We start from the raw sequence: 21,096 nt of genomic DNA on the forward strand, positions 1-21,096 counted from the left end.
GAACCCGAAGGGTCACTGGTCACTGTTTCTACTGAGTCACAGCCACGCCTAAAGCATCTTTAACCCGTTGGCAAAGAATCTCGCCGTTGTGAGCCATACAAGCCCCGCTAATGATGTCATCTTCAAAGTTGAGGATCAGTTCCCCTTCTTTGGTAGTCATCAGCTTTAAGAGAGCCGAAAGGTTCTTGGCGTAGACTTCTGAAGCGTGAACAGGCATCGAAGACGGTAAGTTAATCGGGCCAACGATGGTTACACCATGTTTCAGCACGTCTTTTCCGGCTTCGGTACATTCGCAGTTCCCGCCCTGAGAGGCTGCTAAATCAACCACAACAGAGCCAGCTTTCATCTGAGTCACCATTTCCTCTGTCACCAGTAGAGGGGCTTTTTTGCCGGGAACCTGAGCCGTTGTAATCACGACATCAGAAGCAGCAACGTGAGTCGTGAGAACTTCACGAGTATGTTGTTTAGCCTTCTCAGAGAGTTCTTTGGCATAGCCGCCTTCAGCTACGGTATCTTCTTCGAGGGTGACATCAACAAATTTCGCCCCTAAGCTTTGGACTTGTTCTTTGACTTCGGGACGAACGTCAAAAGCCTCAACCACAGCCCCTAAACGACGAGCGGTGGCGATCGCTTGTAAACCTGCTACCCCTGCGCCCATAATTAACACTTTGGCAGGGCGAATGGTGCCGGCTGCGGTGGTTAGCATCGGGAAATATTTCGGTAAAGTTGCAGCCGCAATCAACACCGATTTGTAACCCGCCAGGTTCGCCTGGGAAGACAGCGCATCCATGCTTTGAGCGCGGCTGGTGCGAGGAATCATTTCCATGCTGAAGGCTGTCACCTGGCGATCAGCCAGCTTTTGAACTAAGCCGGGATTGCCCAAGGGGTTCAAGAATCCGATAATAATGCTGCCTTGACGGAGTTTTTCGACTTCAAATTCTTCCAGATAGCCAACTTTCAGCACAATATCGGCTTCACGCCAGACGGTGGCGCTATCACCAATCACTTTGACACCGACTTCCTCATAAGTGGCATCCGAGAAAAAAGCGCGTTCACCTGCTCCGGCTTCTATCCAGACTTCGATTCCTTGTTTAACCAGTCTGGCTGCTACCTCTGGCACTAGGGCAACCCGACGTTCATCTACCTGAATTTCTTTGGCGATCGCTATCTTCATGTCATAAACTCTCCTTATGCTTTACTTAGAGTCACCAGTGAGCGTCGGGGGAATTCATCAATTACCCGTACCCGTTACCTGTCATTCAGTGAGCCGTTTTTCTCAGGGATTAGAATTAAGGGGGGAAGTAACCAACCTCTAACCCCAAACCCCAAATCCGCTAGCCCTTTAACCGATTTATGGGTGACTGTTCACTGTTACGGTAAAAGCTGTCTACTGGTACTGATCAACAGCAGTCGGATCTGCCGCCGATCCCTTCGGTCTTGTAGCTTATTTAATTTTCCATGCCCAATCTTGAACACAACCTCCGATGGACACAACTCGACACCACGCTTACCGTTGTGTCACAATAACTTATCTTTCTGCATCCTAAGCCCAATTTTGACTAAGCATTTCGTATCTTTAACTTGTTTTTATGTCGTTCAGCGTTTGTGAATAAAATTTCAGTTTGTTACAGGAGTGTTTATGCGACGTTTTTTTTCGACTCTTGCGCTCACCAGTGTCTTGTTTTCAAGCCTTCCGGTTGCCAGTTTGGCTCAAGGAACCCCTGGAATTACGTTGTTTGGGGGGCCAGAACAAGCAAATCTTCTGAATTTTTATCTGCAAAGCGGTCGGGCTGGGCGCTGGGATCGCTATAAACTTAGAATTCCTGCCAATAAACTTAACTTGGCTGTAGCGTTGATCTCGATTACCTATCCCGAGTATTACAAAGGAAAATTTGACCCGAATAAAATTGAAGTGAGAATCGAAGGCGAATCTGTCGCTCTAGAGGAAGTCGTTTGGGATGCTGAAAATCATTTTATCGAGATTTATCCGGCTGAACCGATTCCGGCGGGCAATAAAATCGAGATTGTCATGTCAAATGTCAGAAATCCCACATTTGGGGGAATGTACCATTTCAATGCGAATATCCGCACCCCCGGAGATGTTCCCCTATTGCGGTATGTGGGAACTTGGGTTTTGAGTATTGACTAGAGTTCAAGGTTTTTATTTTTTGAAGTCAGCCCCCTAGCTGGGTGTTTTTGAGTTTAGCTAAATGTGATAAAGTTAGAGATTGGGACTTTTTTTTGTGGAAACCTGGGAGTAAAAAACAATGGCTCAACAAACGTTGAAAGGAACGAACCGAAAGAAAAAGAGAGTATCAGGTTTTCGGGTGCGGATGCGAACCAAAAATGGTCAAGCGGTGATTAAAGCGCGTCGGAAAAAAGGACGCGCTCGTTTGTCGGTCTAGTGGGTTGAATGATCCAAAAGCCGCCGATCGCCAATTCTACTGTTGAGATTCGGGTGAGATGTTACCCAAAGTTAACCGACTCTGGCATCCCCAAGACTTTAAATCCGTTTACACTCGTGGAGTGCATCGCAAGACTTCTCATCTAACCCTGAGAGCATTACGATGTTCTCCTCAAGCTGTCAAAAGTCAAAAAACAGCTAATCAGACGACAGTGCGACCGACTCGCATCGGGATTTCGATTAGCCAAAAAGTCAGTAAACAAGCGGTGATTCGCAACCGAATTAAACGACAAATTCGGGCAGCATTCCGTCAACTGTTGCCGAAGCTGTCGAGCGGTTGGGATATTGTTATCGTGGTCAAACCAACAGCATTAGAGTGCAATTCTGACAAATTTCTGCAAGAATTAGAACTGTTGTTGGTACAAGCAGAGGTAATCAATGGCTACTCGCGAGGAAACATTTTATGAGGGAGGCCCCCATGTGGGAGACCTGATCCTCAATCTATTGATCGGACTGACGATTATCGGGTTGCCCCTGGCTGTTGGTGCAGTGGTGAGGGCTTTATGGTTGCGCTACCGCATTACCACCCGTCGGGTTTCAGTGGTCGGCGGCTGGATGGGAGGCGAGCGCACCGATATCGTTTACTCAGAAATTGTCAAAGTTGCGAAAGTGCCAAGGGGATTTGGACTGTGGGGAGATATGGTGCTGACCCTCAGAAATGGTAGTCGCCTAGAACTACGCGCCCTTCCCCGATTTCGAGAAATCAACGATTTTATTGAAGAAAAAATTGCTTTGAAGGCGAAGCAATCTAGTGGCAACTAAGGCTCAAAAAGATTTTTGTCAAAATTTTGTCAAAATAAACTCAGTTAAATCGCCAAGTTCCTCCCCGATTTTCACGGCATTTTCAGATCCAGAAGATCAAACAATCAATCATCCCCACAAGGGCAGAGAGATTGTGTAAATTAGTGATAAAAGACTCGCAAGCAGATAGATTATCTCATAAGACGAATGGACTTTGGTATAGGTTTTCTCTCAAACAACATTATGTTGCCGATCCTGGATTTTTTCTACGGGATCGTGCCGAGCTACGGTTTAGCAATCGTCGCTTTAACGTTAGTCATCCGCTTTGCTCTTTATCCTCTCAATGCTGGCTCTATCCGTAATATGCGCCGCATGAAAGTGACTCAGCCCTTAATGAAAGATCGAGTCGAGAAGATTCAGCAACAATACAAGGATGACCCCGTAAAACAACGGGAGGAAATGAGCCGAGTCTACAAAGAACTTGGTAATCCCTTGGCCGGATGCTTCCCCTTGTTACTTCAGATGCCGATTTTATTTGCGCTGTTTGCCACGTTGCGAGGATCACCGTTTTCCGATGTCAACTACACGGTAGAGCTAGAAATCTTTCCGAAGGAACAGATCGAACGCATTCAACCGCAAGCCTATACCACCAAACCGCAAAACGTTTACATCGCCGATGGTGTTCACTTCTCCACTGTGGCTTTGCTACCGGGAGGAAATCGCCTGGTTGAAGGAGAAACGGCAAAGGTAGAATTAGAAACGGCTCAGGGTGAATCCCTAAAAGCTAAACTGGGAAACTATCCAGATACTCAATTCAAACAGAAATGGACTGTACTCAAAGGATCAGAAAAAGTTCAGATCGATGATCAAGGTAATATCGTTGCCTTAGAACCCGGACAAGCGACCCTACAAGGCACCTTAAAAGGAATTGCTGCGGATAAAGGCTTTCTGTTTATCGATGCTCTGGGTCGAGTCGGTGCCTTTGATGAAGATGGCGTGATTCACTGGGACATTGTAGGCATGATTTTAACCTTTGGGATCAGCCTGTATCTAAACCAAGTTCTCTCTGGGCAAGGAGCCAGTGCGAGTAGCGGAAATCCTCAGCAGGATACGATCAATAAAATTACTCCAGTTCTGTTTACGGGAATGTTTTTCTTCTTCCCCCTTCCGGCGGGAGTATTGTTGTATATGCTGATTGCCAACATTTTCCAAACAGCGCAGTCGTTTATCCTCTCACGAGAACCCTTACCGGAGAACCTTCAGAAAATTGTTGAAGAAGCCAATTCCAAAACCGTCAAAGCAGTCCCTTCATCGGGAGGAGGAACCGGAAAACGAACTTCACTTCCTTTTGAACCCGGAAGTTCTAAAAAGAAAACATGATGCAAGCAATGGATGAAGATCAAATGCAACAGGGCAAAGAATGGCTAGAAGAACTCCTCAAAGTCGGGGCGCTCTCCTCAGCCGTTCAAGTTGCTCAAGAAGAAGACAGTTGCTGGTTAACCATTAATGAAATAAACCTCTCTGCCAAACAAATTACAGCCTTAACAGGTTTCAATGGTGAAGTGTTGGATGCTCTTCAATACTTGATTAACACCGTCGTCAATTTGGGTAAAGAAGAAGAGGAAAAAGCGGCTTACACTGTAGAATTAAACGGATATCGATTCCGTCGTTATCAAGAACTCAGCGCCTTAGCTGAAAATGCCGCCAAACAAGTTCGACAAACCGGAGTAGAACTAGAGATTAAATCTCTCTCCTCGGTAGAACGCCGCTTAATTCATAACATCTTGAAAGACAGCGAAGATATCGAAACCTACAGTCGAGGACAAGAACCTGACCGTCGGTTAGTCATCAAGGTCAAAAGTTAGAAACTCAGCATTTTTATCGTGTCCATTTCCAGTCCTGGGAGTAGCAGCCTTATGGATGCCATCTACATCCCTCACCTGCTAAAAGTACCTCAGCGCAGTCTAGAGTTTCAGTTTGAGGAATTTCTCCCCGAACTCGAAACCCTCACACCCGTTAGAGGTCGTTTGAGGGTAACTCATCAAACAACTTACATCGAAGTCACGGCTCAAGCCGAAACGATCGTTACACTCACCTGTCATCGGTGTCTCAAACAGTATAACCATCGCTTGAAAGTCGATACATCCGAAATGATTTGGTTGGATGTCTCCGCTCATCAAGCTTCTGTCAATGCCCTAGAGGTGGAAATGAATGTCGAAGACCTGGTGGAAACCCTATCTCCCCAAGGTCACTTTGAGCCGACAGACTGGTTATATCAGCAATTGTGTTTGCAAACCCCTTTGCGACAACTGTGTGATGGGCCGTGCGAACCGCCTCAACCCACAGCAAAACCCACAACAACAACTTCAGAAACTTCAGTCGATAGCCGATGGGCGGCTTTAGAATCTCTCAAACAACAACTATCTGGGTAAAATCCCCATCTGCAAGCAAAAACCCTAAATCAATTCCCCCTTAAAGTTGCTGAAGTTGAACTAGCCACCATCAAAAGCCGGATGACCAAATTTAGTGAGGAGTTGGAGTTACTCCTGCGATCGCGCTACTCCTTAATCTACATTCCCACCTTAGAAGAAGAGCGGATTGAAATGGCGATCAAACAATCCGCCAAACAGCAAGGAAATCGAGCCGTCTATATTTGGGATTTTGTGGAAGGCTATCAAGAAGGCAATCCGAATGACCAGGGATTTGGCTGCCGAAATCCTCTTCAGGCGCTAGAATTTGTCGAAAAACTGGCAGATTCTAGCCCCGCGATTTTCATTTTACGGGACTTTCATCGCTTCCTCGATGACCTCTCAGTTTCTCGTAAACTTCGCAATCTCGCCAGACGCTTAAAGTCTCAACCGAAAAATATTATTCTCATCTCGCCGCAGGTGGCAATTCCCCAAGACTTGAGTGAAGTGCTAACGGTTCTAGAATTTCCTTTACCCGATCGCCCGGAAATTCAAGCTGAGGTTGAACGGTTATTAGCCGCCACAGGACATCGGCCCGATGTTCGTCAACTTGATGAGATGGTGCGCTCTTTTCAAGGACTTTCTATTGAACGCATCCGCCGGATTTTAGCGAAAGCGATCGCCACTCACGGAGAACTGCGTCTCGATGATCTCGATCTGATTTTAGAAGAAAAACGGCAAACGATTCGCCAAACTCAAATTCTAGATTTCTATCCCGCCCAAGAAAATATTTCCGATATCGGAGGCTTAGATAACCTCAAAGATTGGCTACTACGGCGGGGAAGTGCCTTTTCCCAACAGGCTCGACAGTATGGCTTACCTTATCCGCGAGGATTGCTGCTCGTCGGAATTCAAGGCACCGGAAAATCCCTCACCGCAAAAGCGATCGCTCACCATTGGCACCTACCCCTATTACGCTTGGATGTGGGGCGGTTATTTGGGGGTTTAGTGGGAGAATCCGAATCAAGAACCCGACAAATGATTCAACTCTCAGAAGCCCTTGCGCCCTGTGTGTTGTGGATAGATGAAATTGATAAGGCGTTTTCGGGAATGGATGGCCGAGGGGATTCTGGAACCGCTAATCGCGTGTTTGGGACGTTCATCACCTGGTTGGCTGAAAAAACCTCACCTGTGTTTGTGGTGGCGACGGCTAATAATATTCAGTCTTTACCGCCGGAAATTTTGCGGAAGGGGCGATTTGATGAAATCTTCTTTGTCGGTTTACCTTCCCAGGAAGAACGACTAGCTATTTTTGAGGTGCATTTATCCAAACTACGGCCTCATGGCATCAAAAATTATGATATAAACCGTTTAGCTTATGAAACTCCCGATTTTTCAGGGGCTGAAATTGAACAAATTCTGATTGAAGCGATGCACATTGGTTTTAGTCAAAATCGTGACTTTACCACTGAAGATATTTTAGAAGCTGCCAGTCAAATCGTTCCCTTGGCTCGTACCGCCCAAGAACAAATTCAATTTCTGCAACAGTGGGCGGCGGCGGGGAAAGCACGGCTGGCGTCTCGCAATAGCAATCTGAGTCCTCGCTTTCCCCCCGAGGATTAAGCTATAGTTAAATTCTCTTTGACTCAGGTATCGTTAAATTCTCTTTTAATATTGATGTCTTATCGCTCACCCCTGACAACTTCCCGTTCACCTATGAGCTTTTACAACCTCTTCAAGTTTTTAGTTGGGTTTGTGTTAGCATTTGTGATTCTGGCAGGTGCTAGCGTTGCGGCTGCTCTCTATTTTGCGGCTCGGCTCACCGAACTTCCCGAACGACCGACTTTTGCTAACGACGCTCCACCGACGGCTCAAGCGGCTAGCAACACACCGAAACCGACTCCGACAGCAAATCCGACTCCTAGCCCCACTCCTGCCGCTCCGAAGTTACCAGAGGGCGCGTACAGAGCGGTTGTTGTTCAACCGATTGGCTTGATTTTACGGGACAATCCGAGTTTTGATGCGAATCGTATTGGCGGGGTCGGTTATCAAGAGGCGGTTATTGTTTTAGAGGAAAGTCAAGATAAAAACTGGCAGCGTGTGCAGGCGGAAGAGGATAGTAACCGTGTGGGATGGGTTAAAGGTGGTAATACCGAACGACGACAATAGTGCAGAATTTTTTTGATTTTTGAGCCGCTCAACCCGTTGGAATTTCAGTTGAGGCACGATTAAATCGTGTCTTTTATCATATAAAAATACAGATACTCAAGATTTTTTATTAAGTTTTAATAATTGTCAAATTCATTTCGGCTAAAACAGCGAACTATGTTAAGAAAGTTGGACAAAAATCAATCTTAGTTGCAATACCCAATGGATCGCTTCACCACAGAGAGTCCAAGTGTTAGTGTGATTAGACACATGACAAATGACTGATTAAAAAACTTCATTCGGGAAAAAACAAATGTACAAAAAAGATTCAAAAGGTGATCCCGTCGTTGCTGTTGTAACGGCTTCCTTGGGTGCTGGGGTCGCAACTTCTTTTGCAGTTGCTCAAGGTCAAAGTCCCTTCGTTGCTTTAGGAATAACAATATTCGCTGGTCTTGCCGCTTTTCTTCTGGATCGAGCAGGTTTGGTGTAAATCAAAACTGCCTGAGAATAGAGGGCTAATATAGAATAGAACAAACGATAAGTCAAAGGCGGATTGTCTTTGACTTGTTGTTTCCATAAATTTTTTAGCACCTGAATTATCATGGACTCTTATGCTTATCTTCATCTGGCAGTCGTCTACGAAGACCCTTCTCAATACCCATTAAAACCGCCTGCAAGTATTAATTGGAACAAATTTTCATCTCTGACTTACCGCTATTTTTTATCTCTGGCTTTACTGGTCGCTGTCTTATCCGTTTCTCAATCTGCTTCGGCTCAGGTGATTCGTGAAGGCGATCGCGGAAGCGAAGTGAGTGCGATCCAAAGCTCCTTACAATCTTTAGGTTTCTTTAATTCTAATGTTACAGGTTTTTTCGGCCCAATTACTCGTGAGGCCGTCATTCGCTTCCAACAATCTCGGGGACTGTCGGCCGATGGGGTTGTTGGCTCCAATACTTTAGCTGCTTTGGGACTCAGCCAACCTCAAAATCCACCGTTTCCTCCAATTAGTCGAGCCGTCATTGGTTTAGGTCAAGGGGATAGCGGCCCTGGAGTCAGGGATTTACAAACCCGTTTACGTCAGTTGGGTTATTTTAACACTGAACCGACAGGCAATTTTGGGTCAATTACTCGTGATGCAGTGATTCGGTTTCAGCAAGTCAACCGCATTCCTGTAACCGGGTTAGTCAGCGAAGAAACCCTGGTTTTTCTCAATAACAGAATTCCGACTCTTCCGGGAAACCCAAATCCCACTCCTCTGCCTTCAGGAACACTCAAACGAGGAGATACCGGGCCTGCTGTGGGGGTCTTACAACAACGGCTATTCCGCTTAGGCTTTTATAACGGACAAATTAACAACTTTTTTGATGTTGCCACAGAACAAGCGGTGATTCGTTTTCAACAAGCTTACGGAATTCAACCCACAGGTCAAGTCGGGCCAACAACCGTGAGTTATTTGATCAGCGCCACAGGAGAGGGAATTCCGTCTGTTCCCAGTGTTCCGATTGTTAATCCTCCAGTCAACCTGCAATTAGGCGATCGCGGAGGTTCTGTCAGTGTATTACAGCAAAGATTGCGAGTATTAGGCTACTATAGCGGCCCGATGAATGGGATTTTTGATTTAACGACTCGACGAGCTGTACTGGCTTTTCAGCGAGATTATGGTATCGCTCAGACGGGAGTTGTTGGGCCGACAACTCAATCTTTTCTGGTCAGAGCAGTTCCTGAGTTTCAACCTGTAGCTGTTTCTCAAGTGCCGAATTGGTTCGCTCCCCAAGGTCGGCCGTTGAATATTGCCCCACAACCCAACCTACTGCCCCCTCAAGGTCGTCCGACGGTGATTTCTGAGGTTTATGACGGAATTGTACCTCCAGGTCGTCCGACGCTGATTCCCGAGGTGTCTGACGGGGTTGTTTCTCAAGGTCGTCCGTTGAACCCTTCTCCATTAACTCCAATTTCACCTGTAGCGACTTATCGCAGCGTTGTGAGTGTTGGAGATACAGGCTTTGAAGTCAGAAAAGTTCAACAACGACTGCGAGAGTTGAACTACTACCGAGGGCCGATTAATGGGTTTTTTGATCGCACGACTGAAGATGCAGTGCTTCGCTTTCAAAGGGCGAATGGGATTACTCAAACGGGTGTAATCGGCCCGACAACACGCATTTATATGTTTAATAGCGCTCAAGCTTCTGGGTCTACTTCGAGGGCGGATGCTTCTCCTTCTGTCGCTTCTCCCTCAACTCAAACGGCTCAAACTCTCCCGCAAACCCCGACGGTAGAAATTCAAAATCCTCCTATTAGTACCGCTAGCGTACAAGAGTTACAGAAACGCTTGCAAGTTCAAGGACTTTATCAAGGGCCGATTGACGGCGTTTACAATTCTCAAATGGAAGTTGCTCTTAGCAAAGCACAAGAACTCTATGGTACCAGTGCCAATGATGTGCTGTTCGGCGGGTTACAATCTAAATAAAATTGCAGGGCCGACTGTTTACATTTTGGCGGGGAAAAAAAACTTAAATTCCCCGCTCTTGTCCCTACTCCATGTCATCTAATTCTGAGTCTGATTCTGATAAGCTGTATTCAGTTTGTTCTGCGATCGCCTGTGAGCAAGACCATTCACTGGAAATTAGAGAAGGCCAACCCATTCTTAATGCTTCGTAGCAAACGGTATGAATTGTCAATTGACAGTCTAATAAGTGCAGTCCCGATTTCTCGGCTTGCTTCATCCCGATTTTAGAAATAGAATCATTTTTGAACTCTATTGTCTTGTTACACTGAACGCAAACTAAGTGATGGTGATGATGGGGATAAGGTTGATTAATTTCGTAGTGTTTATGGCCTTCGGCTAGTTCTAGTTCTCGCAATATCCCCAATCGTGCCATTAATTTCAGGCTGCGGTATATTGTTGATAAGCTGATCGGTTCTCCTCGGCTTTTGAGAAGGTTATACAAATCTTCTGCACTCAGGTGATTTCCTTTGGGAAGATTTTGAAAGACGTGGAGAATAGTTTCCCGTTGAGGAGTTAGACGCCAGCCCTTATTATTTAGTTCAGATTTGAACGAGGAAGAAGTGTATAAAGGCATAATTTTGTTTTCAATAAAGCTTTCATACTGAAAATGATACACAACAAGCTCAGTGATTGTCAAAAAAGCTGCTTATTGAGAATAACTAGCTATAACAAGAATTAGAGACTCCCTCAGCATCCTTATCATTAGCCTTTAGGACTCATTCTCAGTTGATTTTTGATTTTTTAGTATTGTTAGGTACAGCTTTTTTACAAGATATCGTTCCGCCTAGCAATATTCTACCATTTTTCGGGGTTCACTTTACCAGCAGTTGATAAAAATTCTATCTTCTGACTGAGTTTTCCCCCCTGAAAAACATCTTAATCGGGTTGAAGTTGCAATGTAATCCGAATCGTATCATTAATATCGGCGGGAGGTTGCCACAGTTGTAGCGATCGCCGTATTCGATCAAGTACAATCACCTCATTTGTACGATCACGCAGGGAGAATGTCGAGTTGATGTCATCCCAAATAATCCGTTCTACATTTCCTTGACTGACGACCACCTCAAAAATTACTTCACCTCGAACCCCTTCAGGTAAGTTAACCCCTTGTAAATATCGGTTTAATTCAGTTATTATATCTTGAGTTAACCCCTCAACGGCAAGAACTTTTAAGCGAGAACCTGAACGGATAGGAACATTACTCGGTTGACGAGAAAAAGTAGGAGTTGGCGGTGCAATTTCGACAGAACGAACTCCTCCACTACTTGGTCTTGGCTGTTGCAGGGGAGTCGGAGCATAACTAGGAACTGCATTTGACATCCCATTAGGTTGGGGTTGAGAACCAAAAATCCCCTCATAGCTTACTCCTTCTGGTAATTCTACCGGAATTTGTACCGTGCGGCGCGTTCCATCTGGATCAACTCTCACCTCTTCACTGACGGCGACAAATGCGGTATACTGCGACAGTAAGCGGTAATCTAGGGCGGTTTGTGTCACAGCCTCAACACCGGATTTTGTTTCACCGCCAAACATTTGATTCATTAAGTGTTTGATTTTTGCTCTTCCCCACAACTGAGCAATGGCAATATTACCAAAATCTTGATCATTTCTTGCAGAGGAATTAGAGTCTGAACCCTTAACATTGTTTGGGGGTGTAAAGTTGATGGGGATGATTTGTTCATAGCGATCGCCACTAGCTGTTATTCCCCTAATTTTCAGTTTACCACTGCGATGATCGGTTTTTCGTCCAAAAATAACTAAAGGCTGACTATCAAATAAATCAGGTAATCTCACCGGATAAACTTCGACAGGTTCTCCAACGCCATCCCAACCGACTTGAATATTGGTAAGAACAGGATTATTGATTTGACTCAAGAATGATTCTACCACATCTTCTGTGGGTTCATCAGGGCGAGTAATTTGGGAACTTCCTCGTCCAATTTCGGCTAAACGGTTTAATAAAAAGCGATTAACTGAACTTCCCACGCCAAAACTATAGAGACGATTTCCTGATTTTAGCTGGTTTTTTACCTCGGCGATTACTTCATTTTCATTGCCAATATAACCATCTGTAATTAACACAATACTGCGTAACCGTTCCGTAGGAGGAGAGGGGAAATTCATCACGGTTTGAATTCCGTTTAACAACTCAGTTCCGCCATTCGCTTCGAGTTGATCAATATACGCCATTGCTTTTTGTTGGTTGGCGACTGTATTGGCTAAAGGAGTCGCTGAAAGTGCGGTTGTTGTGTCAGAAAAATCGATAATAGTAAACGTATCATTGGGGTTTAAACTTTGAATAAACCGTCGCATCAGTTGTTTAGACTTCGCTAGCGGTTCACCCCGTTGAGAACCCGATGTATCCATCAGAAAGATGACATCTTTAGCGACAATTTCGTTTTGATTATATTCTAAAGCAGGAATCAAATAAGTCGCAAAATGTCCGCCTCGAGAATCAGCTTGGGTGAGAGTGGTTATTTTTGTATTCTCGCCGGAAACCTGATAACGGATGATTAAATCTTTATTGGGAATGGTATCAGATTTAGCTAGAGTTACTTCTATTTTATCTCCTCTATTTTGAGTTAAAATCTGATGAGAAGGAGAGGTAATCTGTTGACCTAAAATACCTGCATCAATTTCTAACTTTACATTAATATCATGTCCAGAACGAGTCGCTGGAGGAAGGACAGGCGGGGTAATTCGAGACGCATCAGGGACTCTTTCTGTATCCCGTCTCAGTCCATTATTCGGAGTTCCTGGAATATAACGAGGACCTACGACCATCGGAAAGACAAATTCATAGTTTCCCCCTTGAAACTTCAAACTTTCGGTATAGCGAATTTTGACTTCAATTTTTTCACCCGGTTTAATATTTGCGAGAGACTGTGTAAAAATATTATCTCGTTCTTGTTCCAGTAAAGCTGTGGTATTTCCTGCTTCTTTTGCTTGTTCATAAATGGCTTTTGCTTCCTCTCGTTTTTTGAGAGTTGATTTAATAATGCGATCGCCAATTTTAATTTCTAGATGATCAACGGCTGCTTCATCGGGTAAGGGAAAAACATAAATCGCTTCTAAAGCTTCATCAAAGGGATTTTCAAAGATTTGAGTCACTTCGACTCGAGAAATATTTCCAGAAATTTTCGCAGAAACATCAGTTTTTTTCAGAGGAAATACCGATGAAATATCCGTTTCCGATAAAACATACAATCCTCCAACCGTACATTTTGAGGTACAATCAGGAGTAGGGAAACGAGAAGGATTAGCTTGAGCCAGTGTTTTAATATTAGAGGCGGAGAGAATGGGTTCAGAAACAGCGAAAGCCAAAGCATAATTTAAGGGAATCTGAGTAAATAGAAAAGCCCCTAGCAAAACTCTCGAGAAAACTTTAAAATTAGAATAAAATAGCATATTGACTAAAAAAATAGAGCCGTAAAAAATATCAATCAATATAAAAATCAAGAAATCCGAAAAATAGATTCTGCAATCCTTCAAAATTTTAGAAGCATTTATAGCAGTCGAAGCCGAGATTAGGACACTGTTTTTCTGTCAAATCCTTTTATGATAAAGGTTTAAATTCTGTCTCCTGTCTCCTGTCTCCTGACTTCTGCTATAAGTTCTGTTTTTGAGCCAGATTTATTCAGATTTATTAATCGATTTAACCTGTTAAATTATCCAATAAAAGTAGGCACAATCCCGGCAATTTACAAAAAAATAACAGTGAGAATAAACGAATTAAAATTTTGGGGATGAAGGTTGATCCCCCTAGAGAGGGGTAGGTTATAAATAGTCAAATCGAAAAGATTTTGTGGCACAATACAGACTAGGCCTCTGGATTGAGTTGGGATGGGTAATTTTTATGACTAAATTTGTTTTTGTTACAGGTGGAGTGGTTTCGAGTATCGGGAAAGGAATCGTTGCAGCAAGTTTAGGGCGTTTGCTGAAATCGCGAGACTATTCGGTATCAATTTTGAAATTAGACCCCTATATTAACGTCGATCCGGGTACAATGAGTCCGTTTCAACATGGAGAAGTCTTTGTCACCCAAGATGGTGCAGAAACCGATTTAGACTTAGGCCACTACGAACGCTTTACAGACACCTCCATGTCGCGTCTCAATAGCGTTACCGCCGGATCGATCTACCAAGCCGTGATCAACAAAGAACGACGAGGAGACTATCAGGGAGGAACCGTACAAGTCATCCCTCATATCACCCATGAATGCAAAGAACGCATTCGCCGAGTCGCCCAAGACACCAACCCCGATGTTGTGATCACCGAAGTCGGGGGAACAGTCGGGGATATCGAATCTTTACCCTTTTTAGAAGCCATTCGTCAGTTTCGCAAAGATGTTGGACGCCAAAACGTGATTTATGTTCACGTCACCCTGGTTCCCTATATTGCTTCAGCCGGGGAGATGAAAACCAAACCGACTCAGCATTCCGTCAAAGAACTGCGATCAATTGGAATTCAACCCGATATTTTAGTCTGTCGCTGCGATCGCCCGCTAGCAAAAGGCATCAAAGAGAAAGTCTCCGAATTCTGCGATGTCGAAGTTGAATCCGTGATTATGGCTCAAGACGCCCAAAGTATCTATGAAGTTCCGTTAATTCTCGAACGAGAAGGACTCGCCCAACAAACCCTAGAATTACTTCATCTCGAACCCCGTAAACCCGAACTGCGGGCTTGGCAGACCTTGGTGGATCGGCTTTATCATAGAGACAGTGATAATTTAGGCACCAAACCGCGATCAGTCGAAATTGCGATTGTCGGAAAATACGTTCAACTGACAGATGCTTATTTATCCGTCGTCGAAGCCCTGCGTCATGCGGCGATCGAAATTGGGGTAGAGTTGAATATTCGTTGGGTCAACTCCGAAGAAGTGCAGGACAAAGGCATAGAAGCCTGCTTAGAGAATATTGATGGGATAATCGTTCCAGGAGGGTTTGGGATTCGAGGAATTGACGGTAAAATTGCTGCAATTCAGTATGCCCGTGAACAGAAAATCCCCTTCTTAGGACTGTGTTTAGGAATGCAATGTAGCGTGATTGAATGGGCGCGTCATATTGCTAAACTAGAAAGAGCTGATAGTGCAGAGTTTGACCCGGAAACACCCAATCCGGTGATCAACCTTTTACCAGAACAGCAAGATGTCGTTGATCTCGGTGGTACTATGCGCTTGGGTTTATATCCCTGTCGTTTGCAACGAGACACCTTAGCGTATCAACTTTATCAGCAGGAAGTGGTTTATGAACGCCATCGCCATCGTTATGAATTTAACAACGCCTACCGGAATCTGTTTTTGGAATCCGGTTATCAGATTAGTGGGACTTCTCCCGATGGTCGCTTGGTGGAAATGGTGGAACTCCCGAATCATCCCTTCTTCATTGCGACCCAATTCCACCCGGAATTTCAATCTCGACCGAACACACCTCACCCTTTGTTTCAAGGTTTGGTGAAAGCTGCTAGCAACACAGAAGCATTTTTGAACGTTCCTATTGATCTACAGCCAACCGCCTCAGCCTCCCCAGAGAACCCCAAGGACTCTAACCGTGTTCACTCTCCGGCTGAAGTTTCCTAGCCTAGCATCATTAGGTTGCTACAGATTGGATTGAGAAACCATTTGTCGGGTAACTTGTTTTTGATCCCCCTACGCATCGATTCCGAGGTTTGAGGTACTCCTGTGGCTTACTGGATTAAAATTTCAGAGGACAGAAAAGAATATATTGTCAATCTAGATAGGATTGGTGCTTTTTGTGTGGAACTCAACCAGAGGATCAAATTTTGGTTACCCGATAGTGGTCAGCCGATAGTTGTTAATGGACAAAGCAATCCTGAAGTCTATCAGATGTTTTGCAACTACATTGACAAGACTCTCAGCCAAGTCACTCATGCTTACTGGATTCGGATTGAGTACGAACGCAAAGAATACTTAATTAATTTAGCTCGGATTCATACCTTTACTTGCGATACCGGAAAGCGAATCACCTTTTGGCTACCCGATGGCGTTGAACCGATTATTCTCAATCCCCAGACTTACCCAGAAGTTTATCATCAAGTTCAAGACTATATTCGCACAACAACAGGTTACTCCCTTCCTTAGCTTCAAACCCTAAAAAAAATATTAACAAATTTTAACTTTTCGTTGCATTATCGTAACGTAGAAAGAATGAATAAGTAAACCTACCTAATGTAGCATCCTAGCTCTGGGAAAGGATGAATTCGAGAACAAAAAGATTGTTAAGATTTGAAGATGCACAAAATTAGTGTGATAGAATTGCTGTCTCAGTACGCACAGGGAAGGCGAAACTTTAGTGGCATTAGCATAGAAAAAGTAGATTTATTCGAGGCAGATATAGAAGGAATCAATTTAGCAGACAGCACACTCAACGAAGCATATATGCCCTATGCAAACCTGAGTTATGCCAACCTACAAAACAGCGAAATTGTAGCAGCAGAACTTGGAGATATTCGACTGTACCAAGCTAACCTATCAAATGCGAATCTAAAAGGCACTAACTTGTCAAGAGCTAACTTGCGCTACGCTAATTTACAGGGTGCAAACCTATCCAATGTAAACCTACAAGGAGCTGACTTGTACAATGCAAATCTCAGTAATACTAACTTGCGATCTGCTGATTTAAGTGGGGCTAATTTAGAACAAGCAAAACTCAGTAATGCTGAACTGTCAGGCTGCAATTTGTTCCGAGCAAAAATGGCTGATCTCTCAGAAGCTAAATGCGATCGCACAACCATTGGCCCAGATGGATATTAAACAGTGAACAGTTTTGTAGGGGCGGGTTCCATACTTATGTATGTTTTCCCTGAAGGAACCTACATAAACCCGCCCCCCACAGTGAACAGTTTATAGGGGACAGGGGACATGGCTAAATTCAGTCAACTCATGGGAAAATAGGGAGATAAAGCGATCGCAAGAAATATTTAATGTGTAGGCATCATACCCGATAACTACCTCAAAATCCCATGAGAATTTTAGTTGTTGAGGACGATCAACGCATCGCCAAAGCCCTATCGAGAGCCTTGCAAGCCCAAAACTATATTATCGATCTGGCTTTTGATGGCGAAGCGGGTTGGGATTTTGTCCAGGCTTTCGAGTACGATTTGATTGTACTGGATGTTATGTTACCCAAACTCAATGGTATCAACCTGTGTCAACGTTTGCGTCAGGCAGGCTATACAATGCCTGTACTCATGCTCACCGCCAAAGATACCAGTAACGACAAAGTAATAGGCTTAGATGTAGGTGCCGATGACTACGTGGTTAAACCCTTTGATTTACCGGAATTAGCGGCAAGAATTCGAGCGTTACTCCGTCGGGGCAACTCCATCTTACCACCTGTTTTAGAATGGGAAAAACTTAGGCTAAATCCCAATACCTGCGAAGTCAGTTACAACCAAATCCCCCTACATTTTACCCCTAAAGAATACAGTTTGTTAGAACTATTTCTACACAATCCTCAACGGGTTTTTAGTCGCAGCAATATTTTAGAACATCTCTGGTCTTTTGAAGATCCGCCCAGCGAAGAAGCCGTTAAAGTTCATATCAAAGATATTCGCCGCAAACTCAAAAACTTAGGCGCCCCTCCCGATCTGATTGAAACTGTTTACGGAATAGGATATCGCCTCAAACGCAGTTGAAACAAGGCAACAGGGAAAATATATAATTCATAATTCATAATTCATAATTCATATGATGATTTTGAATCTGACCCCGAAACCGAAGCAATACTCTACAAAGACTTTCTTGGAGTGGGTGAACCCGTTGAGGTTGGTATAGCGCTACGCGCTAGGCAAAAGGCAAGAGGCAAGAGGCAAAAGTGCCAGCAGAAAATATTTTCAGCATTTACCAATGTCCTAACCGTTATGCGTAGTGCTATAGAACGATTAATAATCCCTGGCATTGTGACCCCGAAGAAAATTGGGCGCCGCCAGGGACAAAATATGTTGATGGGGATGTGGTTTTTGTTGAGGAAGTATGATCTCCTCAAAAATTTAGAATTAAACGTAGTTGACTTGGCAGCTCAGTAATTGTTATTTGCGTAGAACAAGTTACTCCTCTTTTTGATCCTCTTTTGTCACCGGATGAGAGTCAATAAACTGTTCAATTGCAGACCGAACGGGAACCATTTCGCCTTGATAGTAAACTTTTCCGTGTTTGATATAGCATTCAGCCGCTTCTATAAGTTCTGGGCAAGCATCGGGATTATCAATGTCTTCACAGACTTTGCAGTCTTTTTTTTCCTTATTGCTCTTATCCTTCCAAATGTATTTGTTATAAGGGTTTTTTAAAAGCTTTCTCAATTGCTTTGACTGAGTTCTTTCTTCAAACCGCTCGTTTAAATCAAAGTCCAAACGTAAGTAATTTTGAGGCTTTACACTGAGAAATAGACGGTGAGTAATCTCATCGGATATTTCCGAAGAAGGGTCTAAAAAAATATGCGGTAGATTGGCTACCCATTTAGCGGCTCCCCATCTTTTTACTTCAGAATATGTATAAGGACGAGTGGTTCTGCCTGTACTAATAGAGAGAACGGAAATATTATTTATTTCAACTTTTGGTTGATCATTTCTTTTCATTGACAAAACATGAACGATTGCGGCTAACTCTGGGTTATTAGCTGATACTCCACCATCAATATGAGGAAGAAACTCCTCAGAATTGTATGGAAGTTCGTAAGGTGGAAAGAAGGTGGGTGCTGATGCTGAAGCCGTACAAATTTGCCAGAGTTCCAGATTATTCTTATACCACCATTCATCTGGGTCATCATTCGCAAACCACGTTGTATTTCTGGATAAAACATCATAACTAAGAATCAAGAGTTGCGTGTCCGTGATGTCTCTGATGGTCAGACATTTACCGGACTTCTTATCAATCAATTTTCTTTTTAAGACGTTAGCTAATCCTTGATCTCCGGACTCGTGGGGATATAATACACAACTTCCCCATCCCAGAAATTGACTGACTAACCGCCACTTTCGTTGCCAACGTACAGAATTAAGAAAGATATTCTTTCCCTCTTCCTTATAGACATCAACCAGTTCATTGCCATTCATCTTACTGGCAATTCCCGCCGCCAGAATTGACCCAGTGGATGTTCCGGCAATTAAGTTAAAATAATTATGTAATTTCTTTCCCGTCTTTTCTATCAGCGTCTTCTCTACCTCTTTGAGGATTGTGGCAGATAAAACTCCACGAATGCCGCCTCCATCTAAGCTGAGAATTTTGAAAGTCATAGTGTTTCCTCACAAGTCGGTTTTTGATTTGAGGCTCGCTCCAGCTAGATTTTGAGAAAATCAAGAGCTAATAAAACTATCATAAAGGATAATCAGGTTTTTCTTTGCTATTCCCGCCGAACAAAACTGACCGCCCCCACAACGAACGAGGTCAGTCTATTCTGTAGAAAGAGTAAACCCCGATTTCTCGCAAACGAGCGCGATCGCATATGAAGCTACAAACAATCATTCAGATGTTGGTTGCCGTTGCCGTTTTGGGAATTGCAGCCGCAGCCGCTTTCTTTCGTCCCCAGTCCCAATATCAAACGGTCATGGTTAGCCGTGACTCCGATGTTCCTCTGAGTGAAAACTGGGAGGTTAAGGAAGTCGTTAATGGCACAACCTTAAAAGCATCGAAGAGTTAGAATTAGAGACTGTTCCTAAAGAAAAAATAAAGAAAAGTGCCAACTCAAATTTAAAATTGTAGAAATATAGAGTAAACTTTAATTAAAGTAGATAGCAAGACAACCCTATTCCTCAGATTTAAAAAATAAGCGAGGTTTACTTATGTTTAAAAAAAAGCTATTTAAATGTCTAGTGTTTTTATTTTTGTTATTGGGAATATTTGGGGTAACAAGTCTCCCGACTTTAGCGGCAGAATGTGGAGAGTCTTTGTTTAAAGAAGAACTGATTACCCCACAACTTCAACAAGTCAAACAGCGTTTTTTAAATTTAGCTAACTCCTTTCAACCTGATAGTAATGTCGATAGTATTTTTGAAGTAACTATCGAAGGAAAATCTATAGAAGACATAGAAAAAATTATTACAGATAATCAATTCAATTACTTTACTCCTGCTAAAATTAACGGATTAGCAACCTTACCCGATGGATTTTCTCAAAGTTATGATTCAGTTGACGGAGAATGGAAAAAAACAGTTAAAGTCAATACAATTAATCTGCAAGGAAATACAATTACCCCCTACATCCAAATTTTTTATGAAGATAACAATGGAGGGGTAATTAGAATAAAACCTTACGGCAATACGGACGCACCCCCTAATTTAACTCATTTAAGAAAAGCTCACGGAACTTTATATTTTAAAAATGATCCTAACGGGGATCTATCTTGGGAAAATGAAGCTTTCAAAGTTTATGGGAATCAACCTCTTCCTAAATCTCCTAAAGAAGTTAAACTTCCCGATAGCATAGTGTATGGTTCACAACAAGCAGAGGATTTTCTGGCCCAATGTTGGACTTATTATACTCATGTTTCCGTTGATAGTATTTTTGATTAATTGAAAGGCACGGTGATTGTTAACAAGTGCCTGTGGTCACTGTTAAACAGAGCGCTTAGGGGAAATGGAATGGCTCACTTTGTTCGCGACGCTACGCTATCAATGCAATACTACAAACAACTTCGGTTAATGTTGACACTGTTCAAAAAAGTAAAGGGATGAACTTCGACCCGATTGGGCTGTTAAATCATCCCTGAGTTGGCTCAGGAAGCTGTACCAAAACTGCTGAAACTGTTGTTGACACTTTCTGTTTTTCCGAGTTGCGATCGCTTATTTGCAGAAGTGGCTCGATGTGCGGGGTT

General features: G+C 43.5%; 21 protein-coding genes. 17 read left to right on the forward strand and 4 right to left on the reverse strand.

All coding sequences use genetic code 11. The annotated features are described in order from the left end of the window. Positions 1–28: 28 nt before the first annotated feature. The gene (locus VB836_RS00995; protein ID WP_323217604.1) at positions 29–1,174 is read right to left on the reverse strand and encodes a Re/Si-specific NAD(P)(+) transhydrogenase subunit alpha; all 1,146 of its coding nucleotides are present in this window, start codon (positions 1,172–1,174) and stop codon (positions 29–31) included. A 465-nt stretch (positions 1,175–1,639) separates the two neighbouring features. Here VB836_RS00995 and VB836_RS01000 point away from each other — a divergent pair, with 465 nt between their 5' ends. From VB836_RS01000 to VB836_RS01050, 11 genes are all read left to right on the forward strand, one after another. Continuing rightward, positions 1,640–2,149 (forward strand): DUF2808 domain-containing protein, encoded by a 510-nt coding sequence (locus VB836_RS01000; RefSeq protein ID WP_323217605.1) that lies wholly within the window; start codon positions 1,640–1,642, stop codon positions 2,147–2,149. Between the two features lie 118 nt (positions 2,150–2,267). Next, positions 2,268–2,405, forward strand: a complete 138-nt coding sequence (gene rpmH / locus VB836_RS01005; protein WP_049560297.1) for a 50S ribosomal protein L34 — start codon at positions 2,268–2,270, stop codon at positions 2,403–2,405. A gap of 58 nt (positions 2,406–2,463) precedes the next feature. Further along, positions 2,464–2,871 carry a ribonuclease P protein component gene (gene rnpA / locus VB836_RS01010; RefSeq protein WP_323217606.1) on the forward strand — a complete coding sequence of 136 codons (408 nt, stop codon included), beginning with the start codon at positions 2,464–2,466 and terminating at the stop codon, positions 2,869–2,871. Next, positions 2,843–3,226 (forward strand): PH domain-containing protein, encoded by a 384-nt coding sequence (locus tag VB836_RS01015; RefSeq protein ID WP_049560303.1) that lies wholly within the window; start codon positions 2,843–2,845, stop codon positions 3,224–3,226. Before rnpA ends, VB836_RS01015 begins: the two co-directional genes overlap by 29 nt. Positions 3,227–3,412: 186 nt before the next feature. Further along, complete coding sequence (gene yidC, locus VB836_RS01020; RefSeq protein WP_049560306.1) at positions 3,413–4,585, forward strand: membrane protein insertase YidC; 1,173 nt, start codon at positions 3,413–3,415, stop codon at positions 4,583–4,585. Then, entirely contained in the window at positions 4,582–5,070 is a 489-nt protein-coding gene (locus tag VB836_RS01025; protein ID WP_456085749.1) for a Jag family protein, read from the forward strand. The genes yidC and VB836_RS01025 overlap by 4 nt, the downstream gene beginning before the upstream one ends. Positions 5,071–5,121: 51 nt before the next feature. After that, positions 5,122–5,637, forward strand: a complete 516-nt coding sequence (locus tag VB836_RS01030; protein ID WP_049560309.1) for a YceD family protein — start codon at positions 5,122–5,124, stop codon at positions 5,635–5,637. Positions 5,638–5,718: 81 nt separating this feature from the next. Further along, positions 5,719–7,236, forward strand: coding sequence for an AAA family ATPase (locus VB836_RS01035; protein WP_323217607.1), 1,518 nt, complete (start codon positions 5,719–5,721; stop codon positions 7,234–7,236). Positions 7,237–7,329: 93 nt separating this feature from the next. Further along, entirely contained in the window at positions 7,330–7,782 is a 453-nt protein-coding gene (locus tag VB836_RS01040) for an SH3 domain-containing protein (protein WP_323217644.1), read from the forward strand. Positions 7,783–8,074: 292 nt separating this feature from the next. Beyond that, on the forward strand, positions 8,075–8,251 hold the full coding sequence (locus VB836_RS01045; protein WP_200906315.1) for a hypothetical protein: 177 nt from the start codon (positions 8,075–8,077) through the stop codon (positions 8,249–8,251). Positions 8,252–8,362: 111 nt separating this feature from the next. Then, a complete protein-coding gene (locus VB836_RS01050) occupies positions 8,363–10,228 on the forward strand; it encodes a peptidoglycan-binding domain-containing protein (protein WP_323217608.1) in 1,866 nt (621 codons plus the stop codon). A 64-nt stretch (positions 10,229–10,292) separates the two neighbouring features. Here the strand turns inward: VB836_RS01050 and VB836_RS01055 are convergent, their stop codons facing one another. Together VB836_RS01055 and VB836_RS01060 are read right to left on the reverse strand one after the other, a co-directional pair. After that, positions 10,293–10,841, reverse strand: coding sequence for a transcriptional repressor (locus VB836_RS01055; RefSeq protein ID WP_049560318.1), 549 nt, complete (start codon positions 10,839–10,841; stop codon positions 10,293–10,295). A gap of 302 nt (positions 10,842–11,143) precedes the next feature. Continuing rightward, positions 11,144–13,675 carry a VIT domain-containing protein gene (locus tag VB836_RS01060; protein WP_323217609.1) on the reverse strand — a complete coding sequence of 844 codons (2,532 nt, stop codon included), beginning with the start codon at positions 13,673–13,675 and terminating at the stop codon, positions 11,144–11,146. A gap of 448 nt (positions 13,676–14,123) precedes the next feature. Here VB836_RS01060 and VB836_RS01065 point away from each other — a divergent pair, with 448 nt between their 5' ends. The 4 genes from VB836_RS01065 (at position 14,124) to VB836_RS01080 (ending at position 17,923) form a co-directional block, all read left to right on the forward strand. Then, positions 14,124–15,845: a CTP synthase gene (locus VB836_RS01065; RefSeq protein WP_323217610.1), complete on the forward strand. Its 1,722-nt coding sequence runs from the start codon at positions 14,124–14,126 to the stop codon at positions 15,843–15,845. 102 nt (positions 15,846–15,947) lie between these two features. Beyond that, positions 15,948–16,367: a hypothetical protein gene (locus VB836_RS01070; protein WP_049560329.1), complete on the forward strand. Its 420-nt coding sequence runs from the start codon at positions 15,948–15,950 to the stop codon at positions 16,365–16,367. 150 nt (positions 16,368–16,517) lie between these two features. Beyond that, positions 16,518–17,039, forward strand: coding sequence for a pentapeptide repeat-containing protein (locus VB836_RS01075; RefSeq protein WP_323217611.1), 522 nt, complete (start codon positions 16,518–16,520; stop codon positions 17,037–17,039). Between the two features lie 209 nt (positions 17,040–17,248). Then, the gene (locus VB836_RS01080) at positions 17,249–17,923 is read left to right on the forward strand and encodes a response regulator transcription factor (protein ID WP_323217612.1); all 675 of its coding nucleotides are present in this window, start codon (positions 17,249–17,251) and stop codon (positions 17,921–17,923) included. Positions 17,924–18,334: 411 nt separating this feature from the next. Here the strand turns inward: VB836_RS01080 and VB836_RS01085 are convergent, their stop codons facing one another. After that, positions 18,335–19,519 carry a patatin-like phospholipase family protein gene (locus VB836_RS01085; RefSeq protein ID WP_323217613.1) on the reverse strand — a complete coding sequence of 395 codons (1,185 nt, stop codon included), beginning with the start codon at positions 19,517–19,519 and terminating at the stop codon, positions 18,335–18,337. A 209-nt stretch (positions 19,520–19,728) separates the two neighbouring features. On the opposite strand from VB836_RS01085, the gene VB836_RS01090 reads away from it, so the two are divergent. Together VB836_RS01090 and VB836_RS01095 are read left to right on the forward strand one after the other, a co-directional pair. Beyond that, positions 19,729–19,923 (forward strand): hypothetical protein, encoded by a 195-nt coding sequence (locus VB836_RS01090; RefSeq protein WP_323217614.1) that lies wholly within the window; start codon positions 19,729–19,731, stop codon positions 19,921–19,923. A gap of 142 nt (positions 19,924–20,065) precedes the next feature. Continuing rightward, positions 20,066–20,794: a hypothetical protein gene (locus VB836_RS01095; protein WP_323217615.1), complete on the forward strand. Its 729-nt coding sequence runs from the start codon at positions 20,066–20,068 to the stop codon at positions 20,792–20,794. Positions 20,795–21,096: the final 302 nt, after the last annotated feature.

Origin of the sequence: Limnoraphis robusta BA-68 BA1 (genome assembly GCF_034932365.1) — a bacterium.
In the GTDB taxonomy this organism is placed as follows: Bacteria; Cyanobacteriota; Cyanobacteriia; order Cyanobacteriales; family Microcoleaceae; genus Capilliphycus; species Capilliphycus robustus.

Excerpts from the sequence above, each read along its gene's own strand:
- VB836_RS00995 (WP_323217604.1), bottom strand. The coding sequence starts at position 1,174 with ATGAAGATAGCGATCGCCAAAGAAATTCAGGTAGATGAACGTCGGGTT.
- VB836_RS01000 (WP_323217605.1), top strand. The coding sequence starts at position 1,640 with ATGCGACGTTTTTTTTCGACTCTTGCGCTCACCAGTGTCTTGTTTTCA.
- rpmH (WP_049560297.1), top strand. The coding sequence starts at position 2,268 with ATGGCTCAACAAACGTTGAAAGGAACGAACCGAAAGAAAAAGAGAGTA.
- rnpA (WP_323217606.1), top strand. The coding sequence starts at position 2,464 with ATGTTACCCAAAGTTAACCGACTCTGGCATCCCCAAGACTTTAAATCC.
- VB836_RS01015 (WP_049560303.1), top strand. The coding sequence starts at position 2,843 with ATGGCTACTCGCGAGGAAACATTTTATGAGGGAGGCCCCCATGTGGGA.
- yidC (WP_049560306.1), top strand. The coding sequence starts at position 3,413 with ATGGACTTTGGTATAGGTTTTCTCTCAAACAACATTATGTTGCCGATC.
- VB836_RS01025 (WP_456085749.1), top strand. The coding sequence starts at position 4,582 with ATGATGCAAGCAATGGATGAAGATCAAATGCAACAGGGCAAAGAATGG.
- VB836_RS01030 (WP_049560309.1), top strand. The coding sequence starts at position 5,122 with ATGGATGCCATCTACATCCCTCACCTGCTAAAAGTACCTCAGCGCAGT.
- VB836_RS01035 (WP_323217607.1), top strand. The coding sequence starts at position 5,719 with ATGACCAAATTTAGTGAGGAGTTGGAGTTACTCCTGCGATCGCGCTAC.
- VB836_RS01040 (WP_323217644.1), top strand. The coding sequence starts at position 7,330 with ATGAGCTTTTACAACCTCTTCAAGTTTTTAGTTGGGTTTGTGTTAGCA.
- VB836_RS01045 (WP_200906315.1), top strand. The coding sequence starts at position 8,075 with ATGTACAAAAAAGATTCAAAAGGTGATCCCGTCGTTGCTGTTGTAACG.
- VB836_RS01050 (WP_323217608.1), top strand. The coding sequence starts at position 8,363 with ATGGACTCTTATGCTTATCTTCATCTGGCAGTCGTCTACGAAGACCCT.
- VB836_RS01055 (WP_049560318.1), bottom strand. The coding sequence starts at position 10,841 with ATGCCTTTATACACTTCTTCCTCGTTCAAATCTGAACTAAATAATAAG.
- VB836_RS01060 (WP_323217609.1), bottom strand. The coding sequence starts at position 13,675 with ATGCTATTTTATTCTAATTTTAAAGTTTTCTCGAGAGTTTTGCTAGGG.
- VB836_RS01065 (WP_323217610.1), top strand. The coding sequence starts at position 14,124 with ATGACTAAATTTGTTTTTGTTACAGGTGGAGTGGTTTCGAGTATCGGG.
- VB836_RS01075 (WP_323217611.1), top strand. The coding sequence starts at position 16,518 with ATGCACAAAATTAGTGTGATAGAATTGCTGTCTCAGTACGCACAGGGA.
- VB836_RS01080 (WP_323217612.1), top strand. The coding sequence starts at position 17,249 with ATGAGAATTTTAGTTGTTGAGGACGATCAACGCATCGCCAAAGCCCTA.
- VB836_RS01085 (WP_323217613.1), bottom strand. The coding sequence starts at position 19,519 with ATGACTTTCAAAATTCTCAGCTTAGATGGAGGCGGCATTCGTGGAGTT.
- VB836_RS01090 (WP_323217614.1), top strand. The coding sequence starts at position 19,729 with ATGAAGCTACAAACAATCATTCAGATGTTGGTTGCCGTTGCCGTTTTG.
- VB836_RS01095 (WP_323217615.1), top strand. The coding sequence starts at position 20,066 with ATGTTTAAAAAAAAGCTATTTAAATGTCTAGTGTTTTTATTTTTGTTA.